Source organism: Streptomyces sp. NPDC007875, assembly GCF_042868035.1.
GTDB lineage: Bacteria > Actinomycetota > Actinomycetes > Streptomycetales > Streptomycetaceae > Streptomyces > Streptomyces antimycoticus.
The window spans coordinates 348,616-375,596 of record NZ_JBIADZ010000002.1 but is presented as its reverse complement, the minus strand read 5'-3'; the positions used below and the strand labels follow the sequence as shown (position 1 = coordinate 375,596).

The window sequence follows — 26,981 nt, the reverse complement described above, 5'->3', positions numbered from 1 at the left end:
TTTTCACTTCCGTCTCCTGATCCTCGCACGGACGCAAGGTCGACGAGTAGCCGCGGAGGCGGCGCTGGGCGCGCCGATCCGCGTGATTTCTACGAGAATCCTCCCTATGACCCAGATGCCCGGTCACGCATGCCGCCTGTGCTGCGAACGGGCATGATCTCCACAAACAGGCATGATCTTTCTTGGGATGGAAACACGAAACTGGGCAAATAGAGCGCGCGACGAAAGCGCACGACTCTGAACCCGGGAGCTTGACCACGCCACCGAGGAGGAGGATCCCGTGACCCGCATTGACAGCGTGCGAGCCGCGACCGGCACAGCCAAGGGCAGCGTCCTGCACGCCGCGGAGGCGGTGGCACCCTACGCCGGCACGGCCAAGGACACCGCATCGCGCTACGCGCACGAGGCCCGCGTACGGCTGGCGCCGAAGGTGTCGACCGCGGCGCATCAGGCCCGGTGCACGGCCGGTGCCCAGTACCACGCCCATATCGAGCCCATGCTCAACCAGGCCCGTGGCACCCTGCCGCCGAAGGTGGACCAGGCCGCCACCCGGGCCGCCAAGCGCACCCGTAAGGCAGCCCGCCACGCCGCCGACTACACCGGTCCGCGGATGGAGCAGGCGATGGCCGGGGTGCGCGCCGCCGCCGGACCGGCGCGCGAGGAGGCCGCCGTCCGCACGGCCGCGGCCATCGCGGCGCTGCGCACCCATGTGACGGCCGCGGAGATCGAGAAGCTGGCCAGGAAGCACCGCCGCCGGGCCCGGGCCGCCCGCGTCGCCAAGCGTGCGGCCTTCATCGGACTGGTCGGCGCGGGCGTCTTCGCCGCGTGGAAGTGGTGGGACAAGCAGGCCAACCCCGACTGGCTGGTCGAGCCCCCGGCGGCAACCGAGGTGGGCGACCGCGAGCGGCTTTCGGCGGTGGACGGCAGCGACCAGAGCGCCCTCAACCCCGAGGTGCAGGCCAAGCAGGCCGAGGCCGAGGCCCGCAGGGACGACGAGCGCTGAACGACGCCACACACGGCGTCCGGCGCGCCTCTCCGCGAGGGGCGGGAGATCTGATGATCTCCCGCCCCTCGTCCCGTCTCCGGCCCCGGACCGGCCCGGCTCGGTCCGATCCGGCCCGGTCGGGGCTCCGGCTCAGTCCGCCGGGTCCTCCCCCTGGGAACGGCGCTGCCGGCGCTCCAGGAAGATCTCGGTGAAGACCGAGACCTTGGCCCGCAGCGCCCAGGGGTCGAACGGCTTGGCCATGTAATCCACCGCACCGGCCGCATAGCCCCTCGATGCGTTCTCGGGGTCGGCGCCCATCGCGGTGAGGAAGATGATCGGGATGTCGCGGTTACGAGAACGCCGCTTGATGTGGGCCGCTGTCTCATAGCCGTCCATCTCGGGCATCTGCACATCCAGCAGGATCACCGCGAAGTCGTCATGGTCGAGCAGCGCCTTGAGGGCCTCCTGCCCGGAGGTCGCGGTCACCAGCTCCTGGTCGAGCGTGGCCAGCACGGCCTCCATGGCCAGCAGATTGTTCTGCTGGTCGTCCACCACGAGGATCTTCGGCCGTGGCCCGGTGCCCCGCTTGGGCGCCGCGGGCCGGGCCGCGGGCTCGTCCTCCGGCTGCGGCACCGCGGCCGGGGGCTGCGACTCCACCATGGCCAGCTGCCGCTCCAGGACCAGACAGCGCTCCTCCGCCAGCCGGCCCCGCAGCCGCACGTCTTCCAGCTCCTCGGTGAGCCGCCCCACCTCCTGGCGGAGCAGATCCCGCTCCTTGATCAGCTCCTTCCGGTCCGGGAGCTCCCGCTCCAGCGCGTCCGCCCGGGCACGCTCCGTGGCCCATGCCGCCTCGGCCTGGTTCAGCCGCACCTCGAGATCGGCGATGCGGTGCTTGCGGTCCAGCAGCGCCTCGCCCAGCACGTCCTGGTGTGCCATGGACACCCGCGCGTCCCGGTCGGCGTCGGCCAGCTGGATCTGCAGGATCTCCATGGCATGCCCCGGGGAGCGGCTGGTGCGGACCGCTGCCCGGTGCAGCTCCCGCACCAGCTCGATGGCGGCGGGGGTGGGAGCGACGCCCCGCCGCGCCGCGAGATCGGTGAACAGATCGAAGACGAACTCCCACGGCGGGATGCGGGTGCCGCTCAGAAACCGCGAAATGGTGCTCGGATCCCGGTGTCTGCGCACGGCGTATCTGCGCACGGAGATCCCCAGCCCCAGGAACAGCTTCCTCAGCTCCACAGCGAATGCCCGGCACTCCTCGGGCAGGTTCTCGCCCAGCGGATGCAGCTCACCCATCGTGTCCCCCTGTACGGCGGCTCGCGCCGATCAGACGACTCCCGGGCGATCTGCCCGAGTTGTGAAAAACACCCTGGAGCATCCCGCGGGTGTTGCGCCGGTCAATGACAGGAGTGGCAACACAGATATCAGGGACGAAACAAACCAGCCAGGACACCGATCACGATGTCCTGGCTGGTGACGAAGGTGGAGCCTAGGAGAGTCGAACTCCTGACATCCGCCATGCAAAGACGGCGCTCTACCAACTGAGCTAAGGCCCCGTCGCCGATCAGGATACCCGCTACCGGCCACCATTCCCGACCGGGTATCGCTCGTGCGTAGCGCTCTCCGTAGGATGCCACGCAAGATTCGCGGCAGCGAAGCGAAGGGGAGAGCGAGATGGACGCAACACAGCAGGATGCCACCGCGCGCGCACGGGAGCTTCAGCGCAGCTGGTACGGGGAACCGCTGGGGGCGCTCTTTCGCCGTCTCATCGATGATCTCGGTCTGAACCAAGCCCGTCTCGCCGCCGTCCTCGGGCTGTCCGCGCCCATGCTCTCGCAGCTCATGAGCGGCCAGCGCGCCAAGATCGGCAACCCCGCCGTGGTCCAGCGGGTGCAGGCCCTGCAGGAACTGTCCAGCCAGGCGGCGGACGGCAGGGTCAGCGCCGCCGAGGCCGCCGAGCGTATGGAGGAGATCAAGAAGTCCGCGGGGGGCTCGGTCCTCAACTCCACCCAGTCCACGGCGACGAGCACGGGCGCCCCGACCGTTCGGCGAGTGGTGCGCGAGATCCAGTCGCTGCTGCGGTCCGTGGCGGCCGCGGGGGACATCATCGATGCCGCCGACTCCCTCGCCCCGACCCACCCCGAGCTGGCAGAGTTTCTCCGTGTGTACGGCGCCGGGCGGACCGCCGATGCGGTCGCCCACTACGAGGCGCACCAGAGCTGACGGGCTGAACTGCTGACGAGTCGATGACGGGGCGGGCACGGCGCGATGGGTGAGATCTTCGCGGGCCGGTACGAGCTGGTGGACCCGATCGGGCGTGGGGGCGTGGGCGCCGTATGGCGCGTCTGGGACCACCGCCGCAGACGGTACGTGGCAGCGAAGGTGCTCCAGCAACGTGACGCCCATACGCTGCTGCGCTTCGTCCGGGAACAGGCCCTGCGGATCGATCACCCCCATGTGCTGGCGCCGGCCAGCTGGGCGGCCGACGACGACAAAGTCCTGTTCACCATGGATCTGGTGGGCGGCGGCTCGTTCGCCCATCTCATCGGGGACTACGGCCCGCTGCCGCCCCGTTATGTGTGCACCCTGCTCGACCAGCTGCTCTCCGGACTGGCTGCGGTACACGCCGAGGGCGTGGTGCACCGGGACATCAAACCCGCGAACATCCTGCTGGAATCCACCGGGACCGGGCGGCCGCATGTCCGGCTGTCCGACTTCGGCATCGCGCTGACCAAGGGCGAGCCGCGCCTGACCGAGGCCAACTACGTGATGGGCACGCCCGGTTACTTCGCGCCCGAGCAGATGATGGGCGACGACCCGGACTTCCCGGCGGACCTCTTCGCCGTGGGACTGGTGACGCTCTATCTGCTCAACGGGCACAAGCCGGACGCGGAGGCGCTCGTCAAGCTCTTCGAGCAGGGAGTGCCGAACGCGCCCACGGGGGTGCCAGAGCCGCTGTGGCAGGTGATCGCGGGTCTGCTGCAGCCGGACCCAGAGGACCGCTTCCGCACCGCCACGGGAGCGCGGAAGGCGCTGGCGACGGCGGTCGACCTGCTGCCCGAGGCCGACCTGGACGACGATGCCATCGAGGTCTTCGACCAGCTCGGGCCGCTGCCCGCCGGGTTCGACTCCAACGGGCCGACCCGGCCGCGCCGCCGCCACGCGAAGACGGACCCGCCCCGAGACAACGGCGCGAACGGCGCGGCGCCCTCCCGGTCTCAGACCGCCGCTGACGCGGGCCCCGCAGCCGAGGCGTCCCCTCCCCAGCCGGCCGCCCCACAGCCGTCCATGTCCGACACCGGCAGCTTCACCCTCCCGCCGCCGCTCCCCCGGACCGACCAGCCAGGGACACCGCGCACCGAGCCCCCGTCCGGCCAGGCCCCGCACACCGGGTCTCCGGGGGCTCCGTCCTCCGGCGTCCCACACGCCGAACCCCCGCACCCCCAGACGCCCCTGAGCCGGACTCCACCGCCCCAGCCCATGGGCCCACCGACACCGACGCCCCCGCCGCCGACCGCCCGGCCCGCGACTCCGCCCCCGCCGGTCCAGCGGCCGTCGATGCCGCAGTCGATGCCCCACCCACTGACCCCGCCGACCCCCTCGACGGCGGCCCCGCTCCCACCGGCACAGCCACCCGTGCACCATCCGCACCACGCACAACAGCCCCCACACCCCGGACAGCCGGTGCACCATGCGCACCCGCATACGCCCACCCCCGCTTCCGCTCCGACCGCGGCTCCCTCGCCGACACCGACGCCAACGCCGACACCCACGCCGACTCCGACCCCGACACCAACGCCGCTCCCGCGTGACTTTCCTTCTACTCGTCCATACACCGCCGAACGGCCGCAGGTTCCCGCGGCGACGCGGCGGCGTCCCGGGCCGTCCCGGAAAGCGGCGCTCTCGATCCTGATCGTCGCGGCGATGTGCTTCGCCGTCGGCGCATGGGCGCTGGTGGCCGCGGGCTGAGCACGGACGGGCCGCGAGCTGACGTCGCCTATACGCCGACGGCGCCCCCCTGACGCACCCCCGGCGACAGCAGCGCCCCCAACTACCAGCCCGGCGGGGGCCCGTACCGCTGTGCCGCCGCCCGGCGCCGGGCGGCGAGCGTCCACACGCCGAGCCCGAGCACCAGGGCCGTCCCCGTGCCGATCCCCGCGTACCCCACCACCCGCAGCGCGGTCTTCTTCGAGTCGGCGGCGCTGGAGCCAGGACTCGCCATCCGGTCATCGTCCGCGGCGTCCGGATGGCGCTTGGCCGCCTTCCGGTCGGCCGCCGTGAGGCCGAACCCCGCCTCGACCGGATCCTTGTCGTAGCTGGGCCCGCCGCGCGCGGCGCCCACGACCCGTACCCGCAGGACGACCGGCACCGGGTCGTTCAGATGCGGTGGCACCTGCGGCGGGTTGAGGGTGACCGCCAGGAAGTACCCACCGCTGAAGCTCATCGCGCGGACCGTGGAGCCGGTGTTGGCATACCGGTTTCCGTAGGCCACCGGCGCGGTGGCCACCTGGGTGCGGGGCGATTCGCCGTCCTGCGCGGCGGGGATGCCCCGCTTGGCGAGCCCGCGCGCCGGGTTGTACGCGTGCATCGCCAGGGCACGGTCGAGCAGACGGGTGCTCTGGTCCTTGCCGTCGGCGGACAGTTCGGCGGCGGCGGTGAGGCGCTGCCCCCAGTCGACGGGCACCCGGTAGAAGTGCGTCTCCCCCGGCGTGATCTCGTCCTTCCACACCCCGCTCCCCACGGTCGGCGCGTCGGTGAAGCCGCGTCCGCCGCGCCGCGGCCAGGGAGTGCCGTCCGGCGGCTTGGGTGACGGAGTGCTCCAACTCCCCTCCGGAGCCGCTCCCGTGGCCCCGCCCTTCACCGGTGGCTCCACCATCACCCGGAGCTCCACAGGCCAGCGCTCCGGGTCCGGTGACCCGTCCTGGCGCTCCACCGTCACCACATAGCGCCCCGCTTCATGGCAGGAGGCCGGGCCGGAGTCGATCTGGCGGGAGGCGTAGTCGGCGAGGGGATAGGCGACGCCATTGGTTTCGATCTTCGGGGCGGCGGTGCCGCAGATGCCCCCGTCAGGGCTCTCCAGCGTCACCTTCACACCATCGCGGTACGAGGTCACGTCCGCACCCGGCCTGGGCGCGGCGACCGCTGAGACATAGGCGGCTGACTTCGTGTCGAGCGTCACGCCGTAGTACCGCTTCTCGCCCGGCCCGAGGCTGTCGACATAGGTGCGGCCGGCCGCCAGGGATGGGGCCCCCGAGTCGGCGTCGGCGCCGGATATCCGGGTGCCGCGGGTCTCGTACGCCCGGGCCCCGGCGGTGCCGTCGGCGAGGGACATCCCCGGCGCCGCGGCCACCGCGCACAGTGCCGCCACCGCGGCGAGACCGGCCCTGACCTTGCGGCGGTCCTTCATCGCGCGTCACTCCTCGTCGTACCGGCCGGTCGGCCCGTTCAACTTTGCCTGTGCAAGCTATTCGTTTGCGAGAGTGAAACACGAAGGCCCCCCGTCATCCCATCCCCCGGCGCCCCTGCCCCTTCCCCGCACGGCGCCAGTAAAGCCGACGGGGCCCCGACCGCTCCAGCGGTCGGGGCCCCGTACTGGGACTGTCTTAGGAGCTAGGAACTCACACACCCGAACCTGCGGGCACGGAGTCGGTCGCCTCCGTCCACAGATCCTGCTCGGCGCGATCCGCCTGGATCTGGCGGTACACGAGGAGCCCGCCGATGGCGGCCAGTGCGACCAGGAGCAGCTTCTTCACCGCGCTACCTCGTCTCTTTCTTGACGTAGGGGACCTCTGGCGCCCGATGATACACACCGACCGATACCGATCGGTGACCTATGACCGGCATTGACCGGTGAGAAACCGGGAAGGAACCGGGGATCAACTCCCGGCCCCCCATACGACATCAGCCTGGATGAAGAAGATCTCCATCCAGGCTGATCGCGACGGTGGGGCTAACAGGACTTGAACCTGTGGCCTCTTCCTTATCAGGGAAGCGCTCTAACCGTCTGAGCTATAGCCCCGCGCTGCACCGAAAGATTAGCGCACGACCTGCCCCGTCCCAAAATCGGTAACGGCGGGCCGCTACTCGTCCTCGGCCAAGGTCAGCTCGACGCCACCCACGAAGCCCGCCGACAGGTTGTAGATGAAGGCCCCGAGCGTGGCCAACGCGGTGGCCAACACCACGTTGATCACGGCGATGATCCCGGTGAACCCGAGGACACGCGGAAGCGACAGGAAGGACTCCAGGTCGAACCCGCTGCCCTCCTGCGACTCCGTCGCATCGCTGATGGTGCCGCCGACCGCGCTGAAGACGCCCATGGCGTCCATGACCATCCACAGCACCGCCACCGCGATCACGGTGCAGATGCCCAGCGCGATCGCGAGCAGGAAGCTGACCTTCATGACCGACCACGGATCGACCCTGGCGACCCTCAGCCGCGCCTTACGGGTCCGCGGAGCCGGACGGGCCCCCGCGGGCGTACGGGGGCGGCGGACGGCCGTGGCGGCCTGCTGGTGCCCCGAATGGGCGTCCTGGCCCGGCTGCCCGGGCACCGCGGAGCCGCCCTGTCCGGCCCCGCCGCCGGGCGGCGGGGCGTAGGCCTGCGGCGGGTGGTACGGCTGCGCGGGCTGGGCGGGTGCGGGACGCTCGTTGGGGAGCGGGCTGGAGTACTGGGGCTTCGGATGCGGATCGCGCTGCGGCCGCAGCTTCCGGGTCTCCGTCACCGAAGCGGGGGCGGAGTCCCCGGCCGGGCCACGGGCGCCTTCCCCAGCGGTGGTGCCGCCCGCCGAAGTCTGGGCTCCCGATCCCGGACGCCCTCCGGCGTCCGCACCGCCGCCCGCGGCACCCGTGGCTCCACTCACGACTTACTCCTCGGTCTCGTCGGCCGGGGGCGGTGTGCCCTCGACCGCCTCGGACGCGGCCTCCTCGGCTGGCGCGCTCCCGGTCGCGGAATCTTCCTCGACCTCTTCAGCCTCACGACCGGCCTCGGCGTTCCGGGCGATGCCGACGACGGCATCGCGCTTGCCCAGGTTGATCAGTTGGACGCCCATGGTGTCACGGCCCGTCTCCCTGACCTCATTGACCCGGGTACGGATCACGCCACCGCTGAGCGTGATGGCGAGGATCTCATCGGTCTCCTCGACCACCAGCGCCCCGACCAGGGAACCGCGGTCCTCGACGATCTTCGCTGCCTTGATCCCGAGGCCGCCGCGCCCCTGGACGCGGTACTCGTCGACGTTGGTCCGCTTCGCGTACCCGCCGTCGGTGGCGGTGAACACGAACGTACCGGGCCGGACGACATTCATCGACAGGAGTTCATCGTCCTCGCGGAAGCTCATGCCCTTCACACCGGAGGTCGCGCGCCCCATCGGCCGCAGCGACTCGTCCGTCGCCGTGAACCGGATCGACTGGGCCTTCCTGCTGATCAGCAGCAGATCGTCCGCGGAGGACACCAGCTCGGCACCGATCAGCTCATCCTCGCGGCCGTCCGCCATCTCCCGGAGGTTGATCGCGATCACGCCGCCCGAGCGGGGCGAGTCGTAGTCCTTCAGCGGGGTCTTCTTCACCAGGCCGGACTTGGTGGCGAGCACCAGATACGGCACCGCCTCGTAGTCCCGGATGGCCAGGATCCGCGCGATCTTCTCATCGGGCTGGAACGCCAGCAGATTCGCGACATGCTGGCCGCGCGCCTCCCGGCCGGCGTCCGGCAGCTCGTACGCTTTCGCCCGGTAGACCCGGCCCTTGTTGGTGAAGAACAGCAGCCAGTGGTGGGTGGTCGAGACGAAGAAGTGGGAGACGATGTCGTCCTGCTTCAGCTTCGTCCCGCGCACGCCCTTGCCACCGCGCTTCTGGGAGCGGTAGTCCTCGGTCTTGGTGCGCTTCACATAGCCGCCACGCGTGATCGTGACGACGATGTCCTCCTCGGCGATCAGGTCCTCGATGGACATGTCACCGTCGAAGGGCACCAGCTTGGTGCGCCGGTCGTCGCCGAACTTCTCGACGATCGCGGTCAGCTCCTCGCTGATGATCTGCCGCTGCCGCTCGGGCGAGGCCAGGATCGCGTTGTACTCGTCGATCTTGGCCTGCAGCTCGTCATGCTCCTGGATGATCTTCTGACGCTCCAGGGCGGCCAGCCGCCGCAGCTGCATCTCCAGGATCGCGTTCGCCTGGATCTCGTCGATCTCCAGCAGGCCCATCAGGCCGCCGCGCGCGGTGTCCACCGTGTCGCTGCGCCGGATCAGCGCGATGACCTCGTCGATCGCGTCCAGGGCCTTGAGCAGACCGCGCAGGATGTGCGCCCGCTCCTCGGCCTTGCGCAGCCGGAAGCGGGTCCGGCGGACGATGACCTCGATCTGGTGGGTCACCCAGTTGCGGATGAACGCGTCCAGCGACAGGGTGCGCGGCACACCGTCGACCAGCGCCAGCATGTTCGCGCCGAAGTTGGTCTGCAGATCGGTGTGCTTGTAGAGGTTGTTGAGGACGACCTTGGCGACCGCGTCCCGCTTGAGCACGATGACCAGGCGCTGGCCGGTGCGCGAGGAGGTCTCGTCGCGGACGTCGGCGATGCCTCCGACCTTGCCGTCCTTCACCAGGTCGGCGATCTTCTGCGCGAGGTTGTCCGGGTTCACCTGGTACGGCAGCTCGGTGACCACCAGGCACTGCCGACCCTGGATCTCCTCGACCTCCACGACCGCGCGCATCGTGATCGAGCCGCGCCCGGTGCGGTACGCCTCCTCGATGCCCTTACGGCCGACGACCAGCGCGCCGGTCGGGAAGTCCGGGCCCTTGATCCGGTCGATCAGGGCCTCGAGCAACTCCTCCTGAGTGGCCTGCGGATTGGCCAGGAACCACTGGGCGCCCTCGGCGACCTCGCGCAGATTGTGCGGCGGGATATTGGTGGCCATGCCGACCGCGATCCCCGCCGAGCCGTTGACCAGCAGGTTCGGGATGCGCGCCGGCAGGACCGTCGGCTCCTGGTTACGGCCGTCGTAGTTGTCCTGGAAATCGACGGTCTCCTCGTCGATGTCCCGGAGCATCTCCATGGCCAGCGGGTCCATCTTGCACTCGGTGTACCGCATGGCCGCCGCGGGGTCGTTACCCGGGGAGCCGAAGTTGCCGTTGGAGTCGACCAGCGGCATCCGCATGGACCACGGCTGAGCGAGCCGCACCAGGGCGTCGTAGATCGACGAGTCACCGTGCGGGTGGTAGGTACCCATGACGTCGCCGACGACGCGGGCGCACTTGTAGAAGCCCTTCTCGGGGCGGTACCCGCCGTCGTACATCGCGTACAGCACCCGGCGGTGCACCGGCTTGAGGCCGTCCCGGACGTCCGGCAGCGCACGGCTGACGATCACGCTCATCGCGTAATCGAGGTACGAGCGCTGCATCTCCGTCTCGAGGCCGACCGGCTCGACGCGGAGTGCGGCGCCTTCGGCGAGCTCGTCGGGGGTCAGTTCATCGGGCGTGTTCGGGGTGTTCTCGTCGGCCATTGCTGGTCAAAGTCCTTCTGTCGTCTGCGGCTGGGGGCCGACTCAGATGTCGAGGAAGCGGACATCCTTGGCGTTGCGCTGGATGAACGAGCGCCGTGCCTCGACGTCCTCACCCATCAGGACCGAGAACAGGTCGTCGGCCTGCGCCGCGTCGTCCAGAGTGACCTGGCCCAGGACGCGGTGGTCGGGGTCCATCGTGGTGACCCGCAGCTCTTCGGCGTTCATCTCGCCCAGACCCTTGAAGCGCTGGACCGAGTCGTCCCTGATGCGCTTGCCCTGTTCACGGCCGACCTGGATCAGCGCGTCCCGCTCCCGGTCCGAGTACGCGTACTCGAAGTCGTCCCGGCCCCACTTGATCTTGTAGAGCGGCGGACGGGACAGGAAGACATGCCCCGCCTCGACCAGCGGGCGCATGAAGCGGAAGAGGAAGGTCAGCAGCAGGGTGTTGATGTGCTGGCCGTCGACATCGGCGTCCGCCATCAGGATGATCTTGTGATAGCGAAGCTTGGCGATGTCGAAGTCCTCGTGCACCCCGGTGCCGAAGGCGGAGATCAGCGCCTGGACCTCGTTGTTCTGCAGGATCTTGTCGACCCGGGCCTTCTCGACGTTGAGGATCTTGCCGCGGATCGGGAGGATCGCCTGATACTGCGGGTTACGGCCGGACTTGGCCGAGCCGCCGGCGGAGTCACCCTCGACGATGAAGATCTCGCACTTCGACGGGTCATTGGACTGGCAGTCGCTCAGCTTGCCCGGCAGCGACGCGGTCTCCAGCAGCCCCTTACGGCGGGTCAGATCCCGCGCCTTACGGGCCGCGACCCGGGCCGTCGCCGCCTGGATCCCCTTGCGGACGATGTCCGCCGCCTCATTGGGGTTGCGGTCCAGCCAGTCGGCGAGATGCTCGTTGACGATCTTCTGGACGAAGGTCTTGGCCTCCGTGTTGCCCAGCTTGGTCTTGGTCTGGCCCTCGAACTGCGGCTCGCCCAGCTTGACCGAGATGATCGCGGTAAGACCCTCGCGAATGTCCTCACCGGTGAGGTTGTCGTCGCGCTCCCGGAGCAGCTTCTTGTCGCGCGCGTACTTGTTGATCAGGTACGTCAGCGCGGCGCGGAAGCCCTCCTCGTGGGTGCCGCCCTCATGGGTGTGGATGGTGTTCGCGAAGCTGTAGACACCCTCGGTGTACTGGGTGTTCCACTGCATCGCGATCTCGAGGGAGAGCATCCGCTCCTTGTCCTCGGCCTCGAACCCGATCACCGTGGGGTGGACAAGCTCGCCCTTACGGGAGTTGAGGTAGGTGACGAAGTCGACGATGCCGCCCTCGTAGTGGTACTTCACGGAGAGCGGCTTGCCCTCCTCGTCCACATGGGCCTCGCGCTCGTCCTTGAGCGAGATCGACAGGCCCTTGTTGAGGAACGCCATCTCCTGGAAGCGCCGGGCCAGCGTCTCGAAGGAGTACTCGGTGGTCTCGAAGACGTCCGGGTCCGCCCAGAAGGTGACCGTGGTGCCGGTCTCCTCCGTGGCCTCGTTCCGGGCCAGGGGCGCGGTCGGCGCTCCCGTCTTGTAGTCCTGGGTCCAGCGGTAGCCGTCCGTCTTGACCTCGACCGACACCTTCGAGGACAGGGCGTTGACGACGGAGACGCCGACGCCGTGCAGACCGCCGGAGACGGCGTAGCCGCCGCCGCCGAACTTGCCGCCCGCGTGCAGCACGGTCAGCACGACCTCCACGGCCGGCTTCCCCTCCGAGGGGACGATGCCCACCGGGATCCCGCGGCCGTTGTCCACGACGCGGACGCCGCCGTCGGCGAGGATCGTGACCTCGATGCTGTCCGCGTGACCGGCCATGGCCTCGTCGACGGAGTTGTCGACGACCTCCTGGACGAGGTGGTGCAGGCCGCGCTCACCGGTGGAACCGATGTACATACCGGGTCGCTTGCGGACCGCCTCCAGCCCCTCCAGGACGGTAATCGCACTGGCGTCGTACGACGGCGAAGCCAGGGCCTCGTCGTCGGGCGTGGACGGGATGTTTTCGATGGGGTTGCCGGAATCGGCCACGAAGCGCCCTTTCTGGCACAGCACAAGCCGTCTCCGGGCAGGCGGGAGCGGCTGCGTCGTTCAACATGTGTCCGCAAGCGCTCGGTGCGCCGGCGGCGACGGTGTACGGCCCCAGTCTACCGGTAGCGCCGACAAGAATGGGGGCTTGCTGCCGCCTGAGTCCGCATGTGCCGCCCTGAACCGGCTGCCAGCGACTCCCCATATGCGGGGACGGGCTCCAAGAGGCTCACACCGCCACTCAGCGCTTCGAGCTGTCAACCACCGGCAACCGTGACCGGGGTCTCAGCAGTCACCCTGTTACCCACGGTTAACACGGGGCGCACAAGCCCCCGGTCAGCCGTAGGTATCGCCCGGGCCGGTGGAGCCCGGGGAGCGCAGCGGGCCGTAGCGGCGGGCCGGGCCGCCGGGGCCCAGGACCTTGATCATCTTGACGGTGCCATGACCCAGATCGGCGTTCAGCCGGGCCACGAGCTGCGGGGCGAGCAGCCGCAGCTGGGTCGCCCACGCCGTGGAGTCACAGCGCACCGTGAGCACCCGGGCGTCCTCGTCGTACCGCTGGGGCTCGCAGTGCTGCGCCACCTCGGGCCCCACCATCTGGGGCCAGCGGCCCATCACCCCGCCGACCGCGGCCGGGGCCTCCCAGCCGCGCTCGGTGATCAGCCGGTTGATCGCCGCACCGAGCGGAAGCGGATCGCGGCCATCGGCGCGCGCGCCGGAGCGCAAGCCCCCTCTGCGCGCTTGCTTCTTCTGCTGGGCCGCCGCTCCCCGGGCGCGCGCCTGCTCCTTGGCGGCGCGCAGCGCCACCCGCGCAAGATCGACGCCTGAGGGCTCGGGCACCGGCGAGGGCCCCGCCGACTGGTCCATTCCGTCGGTCATACGCGCCGCACCTCGCCCTCGGACACCGCATAGCGCGTGCCGGACAGCACCTGCGGAACGTCATCTTCCACCGCCGCGGTCACCAGCACCTGCTCCCCGGGGGCGACCAGCTCGGCCAGCCGCTCCCGGCGCCGCTGGTCCAGCTCCGCGAAGACGTCGTCGAGCACCAACACCGGCTCGCCCGCCTCGGTGCGCAGCAGATCGTAGGAGGCCAGCCGCAGGGCGAGGGCGTACGACCACGACTCGCCATGGCTGGCGTAGCCCTTCGCCGGGAGCCGGCCCAGCTTGAGGACCAGGTCGTCGCGGTGCGGGCCGACCAGCGTGACCCCGCGCTCGATCTCCTGCTTACGGGCCTCGGTGAGGGCGGCCATGAGCAGCTCGTACAGCTCCTCGCGGCTGCCCGCGTCGGTCAGCCCCTCACCGGCCGAGCCGCGGTACTCCAGCAGCACGGGGCCGCCGCCCGGGGCGAGCTGCTCGTACGCCTTGTCGGCGAGCGGCTGGAGCACGGCGATCAGATCGAGCCGCTGGGCGAGCAACTCGGCACCGGCCCGGGCCAGATGCTGGTCCCAGACGTCGAGCGTGGACAGGGCCGCGTCGCCGCCGCCGCTGCGCGAACCATGCCGCCGGGCCAGGGCCGCGGTCTTCAGCAGGGTGTTGCGCTGCTTGAGCACCCGGTCGTAGTCGGAGCGGACCCCGGCCATCCGGGGCGCCCGCGCGGTGATCAGCTCGTCGAGGAAGCGTCGGCGCTCGCCCGGATCGCCCTTGACCAGGGCCAGATCCTCGGGCGCGAACAGCACCGACCGCAGGATCCCCAGCACATCACGCGGTCTGACCTGCGAGGACCGATTGATACGGGCGCGGTTGGCCTTGCCCGGGTTGAGCTCGAGCTCGATCAGCTGCTGCCGGTCACCCTGGACGACCGCGGCCCGGACCACGGCCCGCTCCGCGCCCATGCGCACCAGCGGGGCGTCGGAGGAGACCCGGTGGCTGCCGAGGGTGGCGAGATAGCCGACGGCCTCGACGAGATTGGTCTTGCCCTGGCCGTTGGGCCCGACGAAGGCCGTGACGCCCGGGTCGAGCGCCACCTCGGCCCGGGTGTACGAGCGGAAGTCGGCGAGCGAGAGATGCGTGACGTGCATAGTGGGCTGCGCCGACCTCCCCCGGCTGAACTGCTTGCTCCACCCCGTGGGGTGGTTACTTGTCGCTGCTCTCGACCGCGTGACCGCCGAACTGATTGCGCAGCGCGGCGATCATCTTGATCTGCGGCGAGTCCTCCTGACGGGAGGCGAACCGGGCGAAGAGCGAGGCGGTGATCGCGGGCAGCGGCACGGCGTTGTCGATCGCCGCCTCCACGGTCCAGCGGCCCTCACCGGAGTCCTCCGCGTAGCCGCGCAGCTTGGCCAGGTGCTCGTCCTCGTCCAGGGCGCGCACGGCCAGGTCCAGCAGCCAGGAGCGGATCACCGTGCCCTCCTGCCAGGAGCGGAAGACCTCGCGGACGTCGGTGACCGAGTCCACCTTCTCCAGCAGCTCCCAGCCCTCGGCATACGCCTGCATCATCGCGTACTCGATGCCGTTGTGGACCATCTTGGCGAAGTGGCCCGCGCCGACCTTGCCGGCGTGGACGGCGCCGCCCTCGCCCTCGGGCTTGAGCGCGTCGAAGATCGGCTGGACCTTGGCCACATGCTCGGCGGCACCGCCGTACATCAGCGCGTAGCCGTTCTCCAGACCCCAGACACCGCCGGAGACACCGCAGTCGACGAAGCCGATGCCCTTGGCGTTGAGCTGCTCGGCGTGCTTCTCGTCATCGGTCCAGCGGGAGTTCCCGCCGTCCACCACGATGTCGCCGGGCGACAGCAGCTCGGCCAGCTCGTCGATGGTGATCTGAGTGGGGACGCCCGCCGGGACCATGACCCACACCACGCGGGGGCCCTTGAGCTTGTTGACGAGCTCATCGATGCTGTGGACATCGGCGACGTCCGGGTTCCGGTCGTATCCGATGACGGTGTGGCCTGCGCGGCGAATGCGCTCGCGCATGTTGCCGCCCATCTTGCCGAGGCCGATGAGACCGAGCTCCATCAGTGATCCTTCATGCCGTAGTGCGTTGCGTTTCGCGGTGAGTCCGAGCCTACGCCCGCGGGTAGCCGCACAGATGTGGGCTACACCTGCTCATTCGCTCGCTCTCAGCCGCTCAGTCGCACCGGCATGATCAGGTACTTGTACGCCTCGTCCGCCTCGGCGTCCATGGCGGGCTTGCCACTGAGCAGCGCGGGCTTGGTCGAGGTGGTGAAGGACAGCTGGGCGACCGGCGAGTCGATCGCGCTGAGGCCGTCCAGCAGGAACGTCGGGTTGAAGGCGATCGAGATGTCGTCGCCGTCGAGCTGGGCGTCCACCCGCTCCACAGCCTGTGCATCGTCGCTGGATCCGGCCTCCAGGATCAGCACGCCCTGCTCGAAGGTGAGCCGCACCGGGGTGTTCCGCTCGGCGACCAGGGCCACACGCTTGACGGCCTCGACGAACGGAGGGGTCTCGATCACCGCGACCGAGTTGAACTCGGTGGGGAAGAGCGTGCGGTACTTCGGCAGGTCGCCCTCGAGCAGCCGGGTGGTCGTGCGGCGCCCGGCGCCCTCGAAGCCGATCAGGCCCTCGCCCGCACCCGAGCCGGAGAGCGCGAGCGCGACCGTGTCACCGCTCGTCAGCGACTTGGCGGTGTCGAGGAGGGTCTTGGCGGGCACCAGCGCGACGGCGGAGATGTCGGGGGTCTCGGGCTTCCACAGGAACTCGCGGACCGCGAAGCGGTAGCGGTCGGTGGAGGCCAGCGTGACGGTGTCGCCCTCGATCTCGATCCGCACACCCGTGAGCACCGGCAGGGTGTCGTCACGGCCGGCGGCGATGGCGACCTGGGCAGCGGCGGCGGCGAAGACCTCACCGGGGACGGTGCCGGTCGCGGTCGGCATCTGCGGCAGCGCCGGGTACTCCTCCACAGGCAGGGTGTGGAGTGTGAAGCGCGAGGAGCCGCAGACGACGGTCACCCGCACCCCGTCGCTGGAGATCTCCACAGGGCGGTTGGGGAGGGCTCGGCAGATGTCGGCGAGGAGCCGGCCGGAGACGAGGACCGTGCCGTCGTCCTCGATGTCGGCCTCCACGGAGACGCGGGCCGAGACCTCGTAGTCGAAGCCGGAGAGGCTGAGCGCGCCTTCCTCCGCCTTCATGAGGATGCCCGCGAGGACGGGCACCGGAGGTCGGGCCGGGAGGCTGCGGGCCGTCCAGGCCACCGCCTCCGCGAGTACATCGCGCTCCACCCGGATCTTCACCGTAAGCCGCCTCCTGCTGTTGCTGGCTCGCCCTGCTGGCCTTCGTCGTCGGCTGAGTAGCCGGAGACCAGTCTGACGCACGCCGCCGACAGTCGGTGCGGCTCGGGGTCAAGTCGGTGCGCGGGGTGTCGGGCGGCTCGACCCGAGGTTGTGCACAGGCCCCACTTCGAAGCGATTTCCTCGCTATAACTCTGTGGTCGTAGTAGTAGGGCCTGTGGAAACCGTGGAAAACTGACTTTTCCCTGGTCAGCGGCGGTTTTTTGTCCACCGGGCCTGTGGGTGACGGCGGTGGACAACCAGGGTTGTCTGTGGATGCCGAAGAGTTCTGCACATGCGATGCACAGACATCGCCCGGTTCTCCCCAGCGCCGTCCCCAGTTTTACCCACCTTCCCCACAGCCCAACCCGCCTCCTTGGTGTGACGCCTTTCACTCGCGCCGGTGACCGTGGCCATTTCGTTGCCGAACAGTGGACAGCGGTGTGGAGAAGCTGTGGGCAACGGGCCTTCGGCTGTGGGTTGCCGGTGGACAAGCTGACACGCGGCCTGTGGGTATCTCGATCATCCACAGTCTGTGGACTCCCGATAGCCACAATTCCACAACCACCTGACCTCGGCGGATGCTCTCCCCACCGGACACCCTGTGGACGCGATCGGGACAACTCCCACGTCCCCAGGGTGTGGACGGTGGATGGGTCGCGTATCTGTGGAGAACCGGGCCGGCCGGGCAGCGAATCGAACAGCTCGTAGGGATGAACGACGAAGGGCGCTCCGGGAGTTGTCCCTCCCGGAGCGCCCTTCAGCGGTTCGCGGTGGCCCTGCGGGCCCTCTCAGCCGTTCTTGATGCGGTTGGTCAGCTCGGTCACCTGGTTGTAGATGGAGCGCCGCTCGGCCATCAGCGCCCTGATCTTGCGGTCGGCGTGCATGACCGTCGTATGGTCGCGGCCGCCGAACTGCGCGCCGATCTTGGGCAGCGACAGATCGGTCAGCTCCCGGCAGAGATACATCGCGATCTGCCGCGCGGTGACCAGCACCCTGCTGCGGGAGGCGCCGCACAGATCGTCGACCGTATGCCCGAAGTAGTCGGCGGTCGCGGCCATGATCGCGGTGGCGGTGATCTCCGGGGACGCGTCCTCGCCGCCGGGGATCAGATCCTTCAGCACGATCTCGGTGAGTCCGAGATCCACCGGCTGCCGGTTCAGGCTCGCGAAGGCGGTGACGCGGATGAGCGCGCCCTCCAGCTCACGGATATTGCGGGAGATCCGCGAGGCGATGAACTCCAGCACCTCCGGCGGCGCGTTCAGCTGCTCCTGGACCGCCTTCTTACGGAGGATCGCGATACGCGTCTCCAGCTCCGGCGGCTGCACATCGGTGATCAGGCCCCACTCGAAGCGGTTGCGGAGCCGGTCCTCCAGGGTGACCAGCTGCTTGGGCGGCCGGTCGGAGGAGAGCACGATCTGCTTGTTGGCGTTGTGGAGCGTATTGAAGGTGTGGAAGAACTCCTCCTGCGTCGACTCCTTGCTCGCCAGGAACTGGATGTCGTCGACCAGCAGGATGTCCATGTCGCGGTAGCGCTTGCGGAACGCGTCCGCCTTGCCGTCGCGGATGGAGTTGATGAACTCGTTGGTGAACTCCTCCGAGCTCACATAGCGCACCCGGGTGCCGGGATACAGACTGCGCGCGTAGTGACCGATGGCGTGCAGCAAGTGGGTCTTGCCGAGCCCGGACTCCCCGTAGATGAACAGCGGGTTGTACGCCTTGGCCGGTGCCTCGGCCACGGCGACCGCCGCGGCGTGCGCGAAGCGGTTGGACGCGCCGATGACGAAGGTGTCGAAGAGGTACTTGGGGTTCAGCCGCGCGGTCGGCTCACCGGGGCCGGACGCGGGGGCGGGCTGAGCGGCGAGCGGGCCGGGGGCGCCGGTCTGCGAGGGCAGGACGGGCGGTCCACCGCGGGCGCGCTCCAGCGGGTCGGGCAGGTCGTGGCGCTGCTCGTACGGCGGGCGCTCGGGGCCGGGCCCGGGGCCGCCGCCGGGACCGCCCGGCCCGGGGCGCTCGGCGCCGGGCCCGCGGTAGTCGCCGCGCCGCTGCTGGTCGTACGGCTGCTGGTCATAGCCGGACGAGGAGTGCTGGGAGGCGTAAGGATCGCTCTCGGGGAAGCCGCCGAGCCGGGGCTGCTGCCAGCCGTAGTCGTCACGGGGCCGCGGCCAGGCGCCCGGTTCGGGGCGCGGCTGCTGATAGCCGGGGTACGCGGGGCGGGCCGACGGCAGATCGTCCGGTGCCTGGCGGCCATAGCCGTCCCGGCCGTCGTAGCTCTCGTAGGACTCGCGCTGCTCGCGGCTCTCGTAGGACTCGCGTTGCTCGCGCTGGACCTGCGGCGGGACGACCGGTTCGCCGGCGGACTCGTCGACGGTGATCGCGATGCGGATCGGGCGGCCGCACTCCCGGCTCAGCGTTTCGCTGACGACGGGGGCCAGCCGGCCCTCCAGCACGCCCTTGGCGAATTCATTGGGGACGGCGAGCAGAGCGGTGTCGGCGACGAGCGCGAGGGGCTGGCACCGCTTGATCCAGTGCTCGTCCTTGGCCTCGACGCCTTGTCCGCCCTGTCCCGAGCCCTCTCCCAGCAGCCGCTCGAGCACGCGTGGCCACACTGCGGCAAGATCGGCAGGTACGTCAGCCACAGGGCACGCTCTCTCAGCTCGCTGGGTGGGGGACGCCGACAGGTCCCACGAATGCGTGGTTCTCGGGACGGGCGTGAAGGAATCGGAGCCCAGCCACGGTAGTCAGGCCGGGGTACGCGGTTCAAGTCGTTGTCCACAGGGTGTGTACAAATGTGCCATGCGATGTCGCCGGGCGTTCCCTTGCCCCTACGCTGGGACCGGAACCGCGCTGCCTTGGTGTCGGCCACCGGTTTGACCGGATGGCGTAACCGCGCGTACCGTAACCAGGTCGAGTTGTCGATGGCTGCTGCCGCCTGCCTCCGATGGGCAAGGATCACGGGCGAGATGACCTGTGATCGTGAAGCGGTGCACTCGGGCGTATTGCGAGCTACTCGTGGGCGCACGGTGACAGCCAAGCGATAGACCGCCACCATCCGATTCATTTCTGGAGCCCCCGAGTGAGCAAGCGCACTTTCCAGCCGAACAACCGTCGCCGCGCGAAGACCCACGGCTTCCGGCTGCGTATGCGCACCCGTGCCGGCCGCGCGATCCTCGCGTCCCGCCGTAGCAAGGGTCGCGGACGCCTGTCGGCCTGAGCAGCCTGATCCAAGGTCCATGACGTGCTGCCTACCGAGCATCGGCTGAGGCGGCGCGAGGACTTCGCGGCCGCGGTACGCCGAGGACGCAGGGCCGGTCGCCCGCTCCTTGTCGTGCATCTTCGCACCGGCCTCACCAGCGGTGATACGGACCCGCACGCATCCGGGGAGAGTGCTCCTCCGGCGCGTGCGGGTTTCGTCGTAAGCAAGGCGGTCGGCGGCGCCGTCGTCCGCAATCTGGTGAAGCGGCGACTGCGTCATCTGATGCGGGACCGCATCGATCGTTTTGGCGCAGGTAGCCTTGTGGTCGTACGGGCGCTGCCCGGTGCGGGTGAGGCGGGTCACGACCAGCTGGCCCGCGATCTCGACACGGCAGTGCAGCGGCTACTGGGAGGGGTGCCGCGATGAAGTACCCGCTGCTGTGGTTGATCAAGCTGTACCAGTGGACCATCAGCCCGATGCTGGGACCGGTCTGCAAGTACTACCCGTCGTGCTCGCACTATGGCTACACGGCCATTGACCGGCACGGCGCGGTAAAAGGAACGGCGCTGACGGCCTGGCGCATCTTGCGCTGCAACCCATGGTCGCTCGGTGGCGTCGACCACGTTCCGCCCCGGAAGCGTCCGGTGTGGCACCAGCGGCTGCGGAACCGCCTCGGCGGGCATCCGACTGTGGAGCCTGCCGCACAGCCCGAGACCCAGCCCAACGCCCAAGGAGCCTGATTCGTGGACACGATCCTCGGTCCTCTTTATGACGTAGTTTCCTGGATCATCGTCCAGTTCCACTCGTTCTACAGCCTCATTTTCGATCGGGACAGTGGCTGGGCGTGGGGTCTGTCCATCGTTTCGCTGGTGGTGCTGATCCGTATCTGCCTGATCCCGCTCTTTGTGAAGCAGATCAAGGCGACGCGGAACATGCAGGCGCTCCAGCCGAAGATGAAGGCGATCCAGGAGCGCTACAAGAGCGACCGGCAGCGTCAGTCCGAAGAGATGATGAAGCTCTACAAGGAGACGGGCACCAACCCGCTCTCGAGCTGTCTGCCGATCCTTGCCCAGTCGCCGTTCTTCATCGCGCTGTACCAGGTGCTCAACCACATCGCGAACAACAAGACGGTCGGCGTCATCGACCAGACGCTGCTGGACAGCGCCCGTAACGCCCATATCTTCGGTGCGCCGCTGTCGGTGAAGTTCATGGACTCGGCCTCGAAGGTCGAGTCACTCGGTGCCTCGCTGACCGATGTCCGCATCGTGACGATCACCATGATCGTCCTGATGTCGGCGTCGCAGTTCTTCACCCAGCGCCAGCTGATGACCAAGAACGTCGACCTCACGGTGAAGACGCCGTTCATGCAGCAGCAGAAGATGCTGATGTACGTCTTCCCGATCATGTTCGCCGTCTTCGGCATCAACTTCCCCGTCGGTGTCCTCGTGTACTGGCTGACCACCAACGTCTGGACTCTGGGCCAGCAGATGTTCGTCATCCGCCGTAACCCGACCCCGGGCAGCCTCGCCTTCAAGGCCCGCCAGGAGCGGCTGCGGGCGCAGGGCAAGCTGAAGGAGGAGCCGGCCGAGGTCGTCGCGAAGCAGGCGGCCGAGACGGCGCGTGCCAACCGTCAGCAGCCCAAGCGCCAGACCAAGGCGCAGCGCTCCACCACCGGCCACAGCCGGGCCGGCGCGCAGTCGGATTCCTCGGCGTCCACGGAGAAGTCCGCTGAGGCCAAGCCCGACGAGAAGCAGGGCGCGGGGCAGAAGAAGGGCGCGCAGGGCGGCAAGCCGGCCGGTAGCTCGGCTTCCGGCTCCTCCCGTGGCGCGAAGTCCGGCCAGCGCAAGGGCCAGCAGCGCCCCAAGCACCCGTCCAAGAAGTAACGAAGGAGTCCATCCGTGACGGAAGGCACCACCCCGGCCGCCGAGGGTGTCGATACCCTGTCCCGCCTTGAGCAGGAAGGGGAGATCGCGGCCGACTACCTCGAGGGGCTGCTGGACATCGCGGACCTCGACGGCGACATCGACATGGACGTCGAGGCCGATCGCGCAGCGGTGTCGATCATCAGCGACTCGACCAGCCGCGATCTGCAGAAGCTGGTCGGCCGCGACGGCGAGGTGCTGGAGGCCCTTCAGGAGCTGACCCGTCTCGCGGTGCACCGGGAGACCGGCGACCGCAGCCGGTTGATGCTCGACATCGCCGGATACCGGGCCCGTAAGCGTGCCGAGCTGACCGAGCTGGGCACCAAGGCCGCGGAGGAGGCGAAGGGCACCGCTCAGCCGGTGAAGCTCAAGGCGATGACGCCCTTCGAGCGGAAGGTGGTGCACGACGCTGTGGCCGCCGCCGGTCTGCGCAGCGAGTCCGAGGGCGAGGAGCCCCAGCGCTGCGTGGTCGTGCTTCCGGTCTGAAGCGGTTCCGCATCGTGATCCACACGGCCCCGTCTGCACGCAGACGGGGCCGAATCTTGTCAGCCTTACATCATCGTTCAGCACAGTGTTCGGTACGGAAGGACGGTCCCCGTGACGGAAGCAGCGGAGCTCCCCCCGGCGCCCCCCGAGGCAAGGGACGTATTCGGTGACCGCTTCCCGGAGGCCGTGCGCTACGGCGAGCTGCTGGCCGATGTGGGGGTGACGCGCGGGCTGATCGGCCCGCGCGAGGTGCCGCGGCTGTGGGAGCGGCATCTGCTGAACTGCGCGGTGCTCTCCGAAGTGGTGCCCGAGGAGGTCACCGTCTGCGATGTGGGGTCGGGGGCCGGGCTCCCCGGTATCCCGCTTGCCCTGACCCGGCCTGATCTCCAGATCACGCTTCTGGAGCCCTTGCTGCGCCGGACGAACTTTCTGCGGGAAGTGGTCGAGCTGCTGGGGCTGGAGCATGTGACGGTGGTGCGCGGACGGGCCGAGGAGGTCCTCGGGAAGCTGACCCCGATGCATGTGGTGACAGCTCGGGCGGTGGCCCCGCTGGACCGGCTGGCCGGCTGGGGGGTTCCACTGCTGCGCCCGTACGGCGAGATGCTGCTCCTGAAGGGCGACACCGCCGAGGAGGAGCTGAAACAGGCCCGGGCCGCGTTGGGCAAGCTGGGTGTGGTCGAGACCTCGGTGCTGCATGTCGGTGAGGGAGTGGTGGACCCGCCCTCGACGGTGGTGCGAGTCGAGGTCGGGGAGAGCCCCGGGGGTGTGCGCTTCGCCGCGAAGCGGGCCAAGGCCGCTCGTCGAACGCCCCGCCGCCGGCCCTGAACCGAGGGCATTGCTCCATACAAGCTGGCAAAAGTACACATACCGGAGTGTCGCGACCAATCGGCGGGGCCTCCCGTGCATCGTGTTTCACGTGAAACGTCGCTCCCTGCTGCATGGAATCATCAGTCGCGGTCGTGCGGCGGCCTCGCCCCGCGACCGCCGACCCCGTTTGAACGTGGATTCATCCACAGGAGAAGGGGCCTCGCTGGTTCACGACCCCAAAAGCATGGCAGGCTCTGCTTATTGCGAGCCTGATGTCGAGGAGAGTGAATCCTTGCGGTCCGACGCCAACATCGCGGGGCCGATGACCGATCCGGTCCCCGGCCCCCGTACCGAATCGCCGGGGGAGGATGTTTCACGTGAAACGCCACCCCCGATGGACGACACCCCTATTGGCCGTGCCGCTCAACTGGCGGTAGAAGCTCTGGGCCGTGCCGGTGAGGGGTTGCCCAGGCCGGAGCAGACCCGGGTGATGGTGGTTGCCAACCAGAAGGGCGGGGTCGGAAAGACCACGACCACGGTCAACCTGGCCGCCTCGCTCGCCCTGCATGGTGGTCGAGTGCTGGTGATCGACCTCGACCCACAGGGCAATGCTTCGACGGCGCTGGGGATCGACCACCACGCCGAGGTCCCATCGATCTATGACGTGCTGGTCGACAGCAAGCCGCTGTCCGATGTGGTGCAGCCGGTCCCGGATGTGGAGGGGCTCTTCTGTGCCCCGGCCACGATCGATCTCGCCGGAGCCGAGATCGAGTTGGTCTCTCTGGTGGCGAGGGAAAGCCGGCTGGAGCGGGCCATCCAGGCATATGAGCAGCCGCTGGACTACATCCTGATCGACTGCCCGCCCTCGCTGGGGCTGCTGACGGTCAATGCGCTGGTGGCCGGCGCGGAAGTGCTGATCCCGATCCAGTGTGAGTACTACGCGCTGGAGGGACTGGGGCAGCTGCTGCGGAACGTGGATCTGGTGCGGGGCCATCTCAACCCCAAGCTCCATGTCTCGACGATCCTTCTCACGATGTACGACGGTCGCACCCGGCTGGCCTCCCAGGTCGCGGACGAGGTGCGCAGCCACTTCGGCGGTGAGGTGCTCCGGACGAGCATTCCCCGATCGGTGCGCATCTCCGAGGCCCCCAGCTATGGGCAGACCGTCCTCACCTATGACCCGGGGTCGAGTGGGGCGCTCTCCTATCTCGAGGCGGCCCGCGAGATCGCCCTCAGAGGCGTCGGCGTGCACTACGAGGCCCAGCACGTTCATGCCTTGCCCGAGCTCAGCCAGCACGACCAGCACAGTATGCAGGAGGGGATTCAGTGAGTGAGCGACGCAGAGGACTGGGCCGTGGGCTCGGTGCCCTGATTCCTCCCGCGCCGAAGGGGGCGGACAACGCCGCGTCCTCGGCGGGGGCGGGAACGGTCACGACGACCGGGGCCACCACCTCACCGACCGCGGTCCCGGTGCTCACCCAGGAGCGCGGGGTGGCGGCGGCCAAGGTGGCCGCACTGTCGACGCACACCGTTCCACAGGAGCCCGAGCTCGCACCGCCGGAGGCGGAGCCCGAGGCCGCACCGGCGGTGATGCCGGAGGAGGTGGCCGGGGCACACTTCGCCGAGCTGCCGCTGGACTTCATCACGCCCAATCCGCGGCAGCCCCGTGAGGTCTTCGACGAGGACGCGCTCGCCGAACTGGTCACCTCGATCCAGGAGGTCGGTCTCCTCCAGCCCGTCGTCGTACGGCAGTTGGCGCCGGAGCGCTATGAGCTCATCATGGGCGAGCGCCGCTGGCGGGCCTGTCGTGAGGCCGGGCTGGAGAAGATCCCCGCGATCGTCCGGGCCACCGACGACGAGAAGCTTCTGCTCGACGCGCTGCTGGAGAACCTGCACCGGGCCCAGCTGAACCCGCTGGAAGAGGCGGCGGCATATGACCAGTTGCTCAAGGACTTCAACTGCACGCATGACGAACTGGCCGACCGCATCGGGCGCTCACGTCCGCAGGTCTCCAATACGCTGCGGCTGCTGAGGCTCTCTCCGTCCGTTCAGCGCAGGGTGGCGGCGGGGGTTCTCTCGGCGGGCCATGCGCGGGCGCTGCTCTCCGTGGACGACGCGGAGGAGCAGGACCGGCTGGCTCATCGCATTGTCGCCGAGGGCCTCTCGGTGCGTGCGGTGGAGGAGATCGTCACCCTGATGGGATCGCGATCGGGCGGTACGACGAAGACCAAGAGCCCGCGGGCGGGTGCGAGGGTGTCCCCCGCGCTCACGGATCTGGCGTCACGTCTCTCCGATCGGTTCGAGACGCGGGTGAAGGTCGACCTCGGTCAGAAGAAGGGAAAGATCGTCGTCGAGTTCGCCTCGATAGAGGATCTCGAGCGGATCCTCGGCTCGCTGGCTCCCGGTGAGGGGCCGGTGCTGGAGCAGCCGCTCTCCTCCGAGGGCGGAGCGGAGGACGAGGACGAGTGAGGCGCTGTCCGTGCGGCCATGCCGTACGGAAGGGCAGTGCGGGGCGGGTCGCGGTCCGACATGGTCGGAACGCGACCCGCTGTTTGCCCAAGGGCGGTATCGGTGCAATCTCGGCACGGATACGATGCGATCAGGCAGGGCGGATCCAGGTGGAGGCGCCGCATGTGGAGGGCAGGGCCATGCGATCGGTGAGCCGCACCGGACTGGTGGCCACAGGATTGGGCCTGGGAGCTGTCGGCGGCTTCGTCGGCAGTCTGCTCAGGGAGCGTAGTGCGCTGTCAGCCGCCCGTGGCGCGGCTGGCCACGGAAGTGAAGGACTGGCTTCATGGGGCGTCGGCTCGTACCGCTCACGTTGGACAACCTCCCGGACATCCCCAAGCGCTGTCGCGCCTGTGTCTTCTGGGAGCTCGATCCGGTCAGCGGCGAGGCAGCCGTAAGGGCCGGCCGGCCGGAGCTGGAGAAGGAGGCATGGATTTCGGCCGTGCTGCTGGAGTGGGGATCCTGCGGCCGGGTGGTCTATGTCGATGACGTTCCGGTGGGCTTTGTGCTGTACGCGCCTCCGGCGTATGTGCCGCGCTCCACGGCCTTCCCGACCAGTCCGGTGGCGGCGGATGCCGTCCAGCTGATGACGGCGTGGCTGATGCCGGGATACCAGGGGCAGGGGCTGGGCCGGGTGATGGTGCAGACCGTCGCCAAGGATGTGATCCGCCGGGGCTTCAAGGCGGTGGAGGCGTTCGGAGACGCCTCCTGGAAGGAACCGGCGTGTGTGCTGCCCGCCGATCATCTGCTGGCTGTGGGCTTCAAGACCGTACGGCCGCATCCGCGCTATCCCCGGCTGAGGCTTGAGCTGCGGACGACGATCTCCTGGAAGGAGGATGTCGAGCTGGCGCTGGACCGACTGCTCGGCGCCGTCCAGAAGGAGCCCGCGCTTCGGCCGCTGTAGAGCGTTCCACGTGAAACACGAAGGGGCTGCCCTCATGGGCAGCCCCTTCGTGCATCAGCGCGACGCGTGATGCGTTCAGCCGATGAAGTCGGCCAGGTCGCGCTCGATGGCGGCCTTGGGCTTGGCGCCGACGATGGTCTTGGCGACCTCGCCGCCCTGGTAGACATTGAGCGTCGGGATCGACATCACGCCGTACTTGGCGGCTGTCGCCGGGTTCTCGTCAATGTTGAGCTTGGCGATGACGATCTTGTCGGGGTGCTCTGCCGCGATGGCCTCCAGCGAGGGGGCGATCTGGCGGCACGGACCGCACCACGCGGCCCAGAAGTCGACGAGTACCGGCTTGTCGCTCTTGAGGACCTTCTCCTCGAAGTCGGCGTCCGTCACGGTGACCGTGGCACCGGCCATGGCAATCT

At 69.1% G+C, this 26,981-nt stretch carries 24 protein-coding genes and 2 tRNA genes; 12 read left to right on the top strand and 14 right to left on the bottom strand.

What is annotated here, in order from left to right:
* The first annotated feature begins 280 nt into the window (after positions 1-280).
* On the top strand, positions 281-1,003 hold the full coding sequence (locus tag ACFYOY_RS05425) for a DUF5324 family protein (RefSeq protein WP_351883609.1): 723 nt from the start codon (positions 281-283) through the stop codon (positions 1,001-1,003).
* Between the two features lie 132 nt (positions 1,004-1,135).
* Here ACFYOY_RS05425 and ACFYOY_RS05420 read toward each other — a convergent pair whose 3' ends face one another.
* Positions 1,136-2,281, bottom strand: coding sequence for a response regulator (locus tag ACFYOY_RS05420; protein ID WP_351883611.1), 1,146 nt, complete (start codon positions 2,279-2,281; stop codon positions 1,136-1,138).
* A 187-nt stretch (positions 2,282-2,468) separates the two neighbouring features.
* Positions 2,469-2,541: transfer RNA gene (locus tag ACFYOY_RS05415), tRNA-Ala, on the bottom strand.
* Positions 2,542-2,659: 118 nt separating this feature from the next.
* On the opposite strand from ACFYOY_RS05415, the gene ACFYOY_RS05410 reads away from it, so the two are divergent.
* Positions 2,660-3,208: a DNA-binding protein gene (locus ACFYOY_RS05410; protein WP_078642446.1), complete on the top strand. Its 549-nt coding sequence runs from the start codon at positions 2,660-2,662 to the stop codon at positions 3,206-3,208.
* Positions 3,209-3,253: 45 nt separating this feature from the next.
* On the top strand, positions 3,254-4,954 hold the full coding sequence (locus tag ACFYOY_RS05405) for a protein kinase (RefSeq protein WP_351883613.1): 1,701 nt from the start codon (positions 3,254-3,256) through the stop codon (positions 4,952-4,954).
* A gap of 82 nt (positions 4,955-5,036) precedes the next feature.
* Here the strand turns inward: ACFYOY_RS05405 and ACFYOY_RS05400 are convergent, their stop codons facing one another.
* The 11 genes from ACFYOY_RS05400 to dnaA all read right to left on the bottom strand — a co-directional run bounded on the left by ACFYOY_RS05400 (position 5,037) and on the right by dnaA (position 19,342).
* Entirely contained in the window at positions 5,037-6,392 is a 1,356-nt protein-coding gene (locus ACFYOY_RS05400) for a hypothetical protein (RefSeq protein ID WP_351883615.1), read from the bottom strand.
* 211 nt (positions 6,393-6,603) lie between these two features.
* The gene (locus ACFYOY_RS05395) at positions 6,604-6,738 is read right to left on the bottom strand and encodes a DLW-39 family protein (RefSeq protein ID WP_003958712.1); all 135 of its coding nucleotides are present in this window, start codon (positions 6,736-6,738) and stop codon (positions 6,604-6,606) included.
* 192 nt (positions 6,739-6,930) lie between these two features.
* Positions 6,931-7,004, bottom strand: a tRNA-Ile gene (locus ACFYOY_RS05390).
* A 61-nt stretch (positions 7,005-7,065) separates the two neighbouring features.
* A complete protein-coding gene (locus ACFYOY_RS05385) occupies positions 7,066-7,845 on the bottom strand; it encodes a DUF3566 domain-containing protein (protein ID WP_351883617.1) in 780 nt (259 codons plus the stop codon).
* A gap of 3 nt (positions 7,846-7,848) precedes the next feature.
* Positions 7,849-10,473 (bottom strand): DNA gyrase subunit A, encoded by a 2,625-nt coding sequence (gene gyrA / locus ACFYOY_RS05380; protein ID WP_351883619.1) that lies wholly within the window; start codon positions 10,471-10,473, stop codon positions 7,849-7,851.
* Between the two features lie 42 nt (positions 10,474-10,515).
* The gene (gene gyrB, locus ACFYOY_RS05375) at positions 10,516-12,546 is read right to left on the bottom strand and encodes a DNA topoisomerase (ATP-hydrolyzing) subunit B (protein ID WP_351883621.1); all 2,031 of its coding nucleotides are present in this window, start codon (positions 12,544-12,546) and stop codon (positions 10,516-10,518) included.
* Positions 12,547-12,855: 309 nt separating this feature from the next.
* Entirely contained in the window at positions 12,856-13,398 is a 543-nt protein-coding gene (locus tag ACFYOY_RS05370) for a DciA family protein (protein ID WP_351883623.1), read from the bottom strand.
* A complete protein-coding gene (recF, locus tag ACFYOY_RS05365; protein ID WP_351883625.1) occupies positions 13,395-14,537 on the bottom strand; it encodes a DNA replication/repair protein RecF in 1,143 nt (380 codons plus the stop codon). The genes ACFYOY_RS05370 and recF overlap by 4 nt, the downstream gene beginning before the upstream one ends.
* Positions 14,538-14,592: 55 nt before the next feature.
* Complete coding sequence (gnd, locus tag ACFYOY_RS05360) at positions 14,593-15,474, bottom strand: phosphogluconate dehydrogenase (NAD(+)-dependent, decarboxylating) (protein ID WP_059143748.1); 882 nt, start codon at positions 15,472-15,474, stop codon at positions 14,593-14,595.
* A 104-nt stretch (positions 15,475-15,578) separates the two neighbouring features.
* Positions 15,579-16,709, bottom strand: a complete 1,131-nt coding sequence (gene dnaN / locus ACFYOY_RS05355; protein ID WP_059143747.1) for a DNA polymerase III subunit beta — start codon at positions 16,707-16,709, stop codon at positions 15,579-15,581.
* 827 nt (positions 16,710-17,536) lie between these two features.
* Positions 17,537-19,342, bottom strand: coding sequence for a chromosomal replication initiator protein DnaA (gene dnaA / locus ACFYOY_RS05350; RefSeq protein WP_388585286.1), 1,806 nt, complete (start codon positions 19,340-19,342; stop codon positions 17,537-17,539).
* Between the two features lie 479 nt (positions 19,343-19,821).
* On the opposite strand from dnaA, the gene rpmH reads away from it, so the two are divergent.
* The 9 genes from rpmH (at position 19,822) to ACFYOY_RS05305 (ending at position 26,568) form a co-directional block, all read left to right on the top strand.
* A complete protein-coding gene (gene rpmH / locus ACFYOY_RS05345) occupies positions 19,822-19,959 on the top strand; it encodes a 50S ribosomal protein L34 (protein ID WP_009716483.1) in 138 nt (45 codons plus the stop codon).
* A gap of 24 nt (positions 19,960-19,983) precedes the next feature.
* On the top strand, positions 19,984-20,367 hold the full coding sequence (rnpA, locus tag ACFYOY_RS05340) for a ribonuclease P protein component (RefSeq protein ID WP_079059322.1): 384 nt from the start codon (positions 19,984-19,986) through the stop codon (positions 20,365-20,367).
* The gene (gene yidD, locus ACFYOY_RS05335) at positions 20,364-20,681 is read left to right on the top strand and encodes a membrane protein insertion efficiency factor YidD (RefSeq protein WP_014061973.1); all 318 of its coding nucleotides are present in this window, start codon (positions 20,364-20,366) and stop codon (positions 20,679-20,681) included. Before rnpA ends, yidD begins: the two co-directional genes overlap by 4 nt.
* A gap of 3 nt (positions 20,682-20,684) precedes the next feature.
* The gene (gene yidC / locus ACFYOY_RS05330) at positions 20,685-21,824 is read left to right on the top strand and encodes a membrane protein insertase YidC (RefSeq protein ID WP_351883629.1); all 1,140 of its coding nucleotides are present in this window, start codon (positions 20,685-20,687) and stop codon (positions 21,822-21,824) included.
* 15 nt (positions 21,825-21,839) lie between these two features.
* Positions 21,840-22,349 carry a R3H domain-containing nucleic acid-binding protein gene (locus tag ACFYOY_RS05325; RefSeq protein WP_059143744.1) on the top strand — a complete coding sequence of 170 codons (510 nt, stop codon included), beginning with the start codon at positions 21,840-21,842 and terminating at the stop codon, positions 22,347-22,349.
* Positions 22,350-22,460: 111 nt separating this feature from the next.
* The gene (rsmG, locus tag ACFYOY_RS05320) at positions 22,461-23,174 is read left to right on the top strand and encodes a 16S rRNA (guanine(527)-N(7))-methyltransferase RsmG (protein ID WP_078642436.1); all 714 of its coding nucleotides are present in this window, start codon (positions 22,461-22,463) and stop codon (positions 23,172-23,174) included.
* 226 nt (positions 23,175-23,400) lie between these two features.
* The gene (locus ACFYOY_RS05315) at positions 23,401-24,486 is read left to right on the top strand and encodes a ParA family protein (protein WP_078505641.1); all 1,086 of its coding nucleotides are present in this window, start codon (positions 23,401-23,403) and stop codon (positions 24,484-24,486) included.
* The gene (locus ACFYOY_RS05310) at positions 24,483-25,625 is read left to right on the top strand and encodes a ParB/RepB/Spo0J family partition protein (protein ID WP_351883630.1); all 1,143 of its coding nucleotides are present in this window, start codon (positions 24,483-24,485) and stop codon (positions 25,623-25,625) included. The genes ACFYOY_RS05315 and ACFYOY_RS05310 overlap by 4 nt, the downstream gene beginning before the upstream one ends.
* Positions 25,626-25,950: 325 nt before the next feature.
* Positions 25,951-26,568 (top strand): GNAT family N-acetyltransferase, encoded by a 618-nt coding sequence (locus ACFYOY_RS05305; RefSeq protein ID WP_351883632.1) that lies wholly within the window; start codon positions 25,951-25,953, stop codon positions 26,566-26,568.
* A gap of 75 nt (positions 26,569-26,643) precedes the next feature.
* Here the strand turns inward: ACFYOY_RS05305 and trxA are convergent, their stop codons facing one another.
* Positions 26,644-26,973, bottom strand: coding sequence for a thioredoxin (gene trxA, locus ACFYOY_RS05300; RefSeq protein ID WP_014061966.1), 330 nt, complete (start codon positions 26,971-26,973; stop codon positions 26,644-26,646).
* Positions 26,974-26,981 lie beyond the last annotated feature (8 nt).

Bases quoted from the DNA above. Each gene is read 5' to 3' on its own strand.
- ACFYOY_RS05370 (WP_351883623.1), bottom strand. From the start codon at position 13,398: ATGACCGACGGAATGGACCAGTCGGCGGGGCCCTCGCCGGTGCCCGAG.
- ACFYOY_RS05315 (WP_078505641.1), top strand. From the start codon at position 23,401: ATGGCAGGCTCTGCTTATTGCGAGCCTGATGTCGAGGAGAGTGAATCC.
- ACFYOY_RS05410 (WP_078642446.1), top strand. From the start codon at position 2,660: ATGGACGCAACACAGCAGGATGCCACCGCGCGCGCACGGGAGCTTCAG.
- yidD (WP_014061973.1), top strand. From the start codon at position 20,364: ATGAAGTACCCGCTGCTGTGGTTGATCAAGCTGTACCAGTGGACCATC.
- gyrA (WP_351883619.1), bottom strand. From the start codon at position 10,473: ATGGCCGACGAGAACACCCCGAACACGCCCGATGAACTGACCCCCGAC.
- ACFYOY_RS05400 (WP_351883615.1), bottom strand. From the start codon at position 6,392: ATGAAGGACCGCCGCAAGGTCAGGGCCGGTCTCGCCGCGGTGGCGGCA.
- recF (WP_351883625.1), bottom strand. From the start codon at position 14,537: ATGCACGTCACGCATCTCTCGCTCGCCGACTTCCGCTCGTACACCCGG.
- ACFYOY_RS05405 (WP_351883613.1), top strand. From the start codon at position 3,254: ATGGGTGAGATCTTCGCGGGCCGGTACGAGCTGGTGGACCCGATCGGG.
- trxA (WP_014061966.1), bottom strand. From the start codon at position 26,973: ATGGCCGGTGCCACGGTCACCGTGACGGACGCCGACTTCGAGGAGAAG.
- ACFYOY_RS05305 (WP_351883632.1), top strand. From the start codon at position 25,951: ATGGGGCGTCGGCTCGTACCGCTCACGTTGGACAACCTCCCGGACATC.
- ACFYOY_RS05420 (WP_351883611.1), bottom strand. From the start codon at position 2,281: ATGGGTGAGCTGCATCCGCTGGGCGAGAACCTGCCCGAGGAGTGCCGG.
- gnd (WP_059143748.1), bottom strand. From the start codon at position 15,474: ATGGAGCTCGGTCTCATCGGCCTCGGCAAGATGGGCGGCAACATGCGC.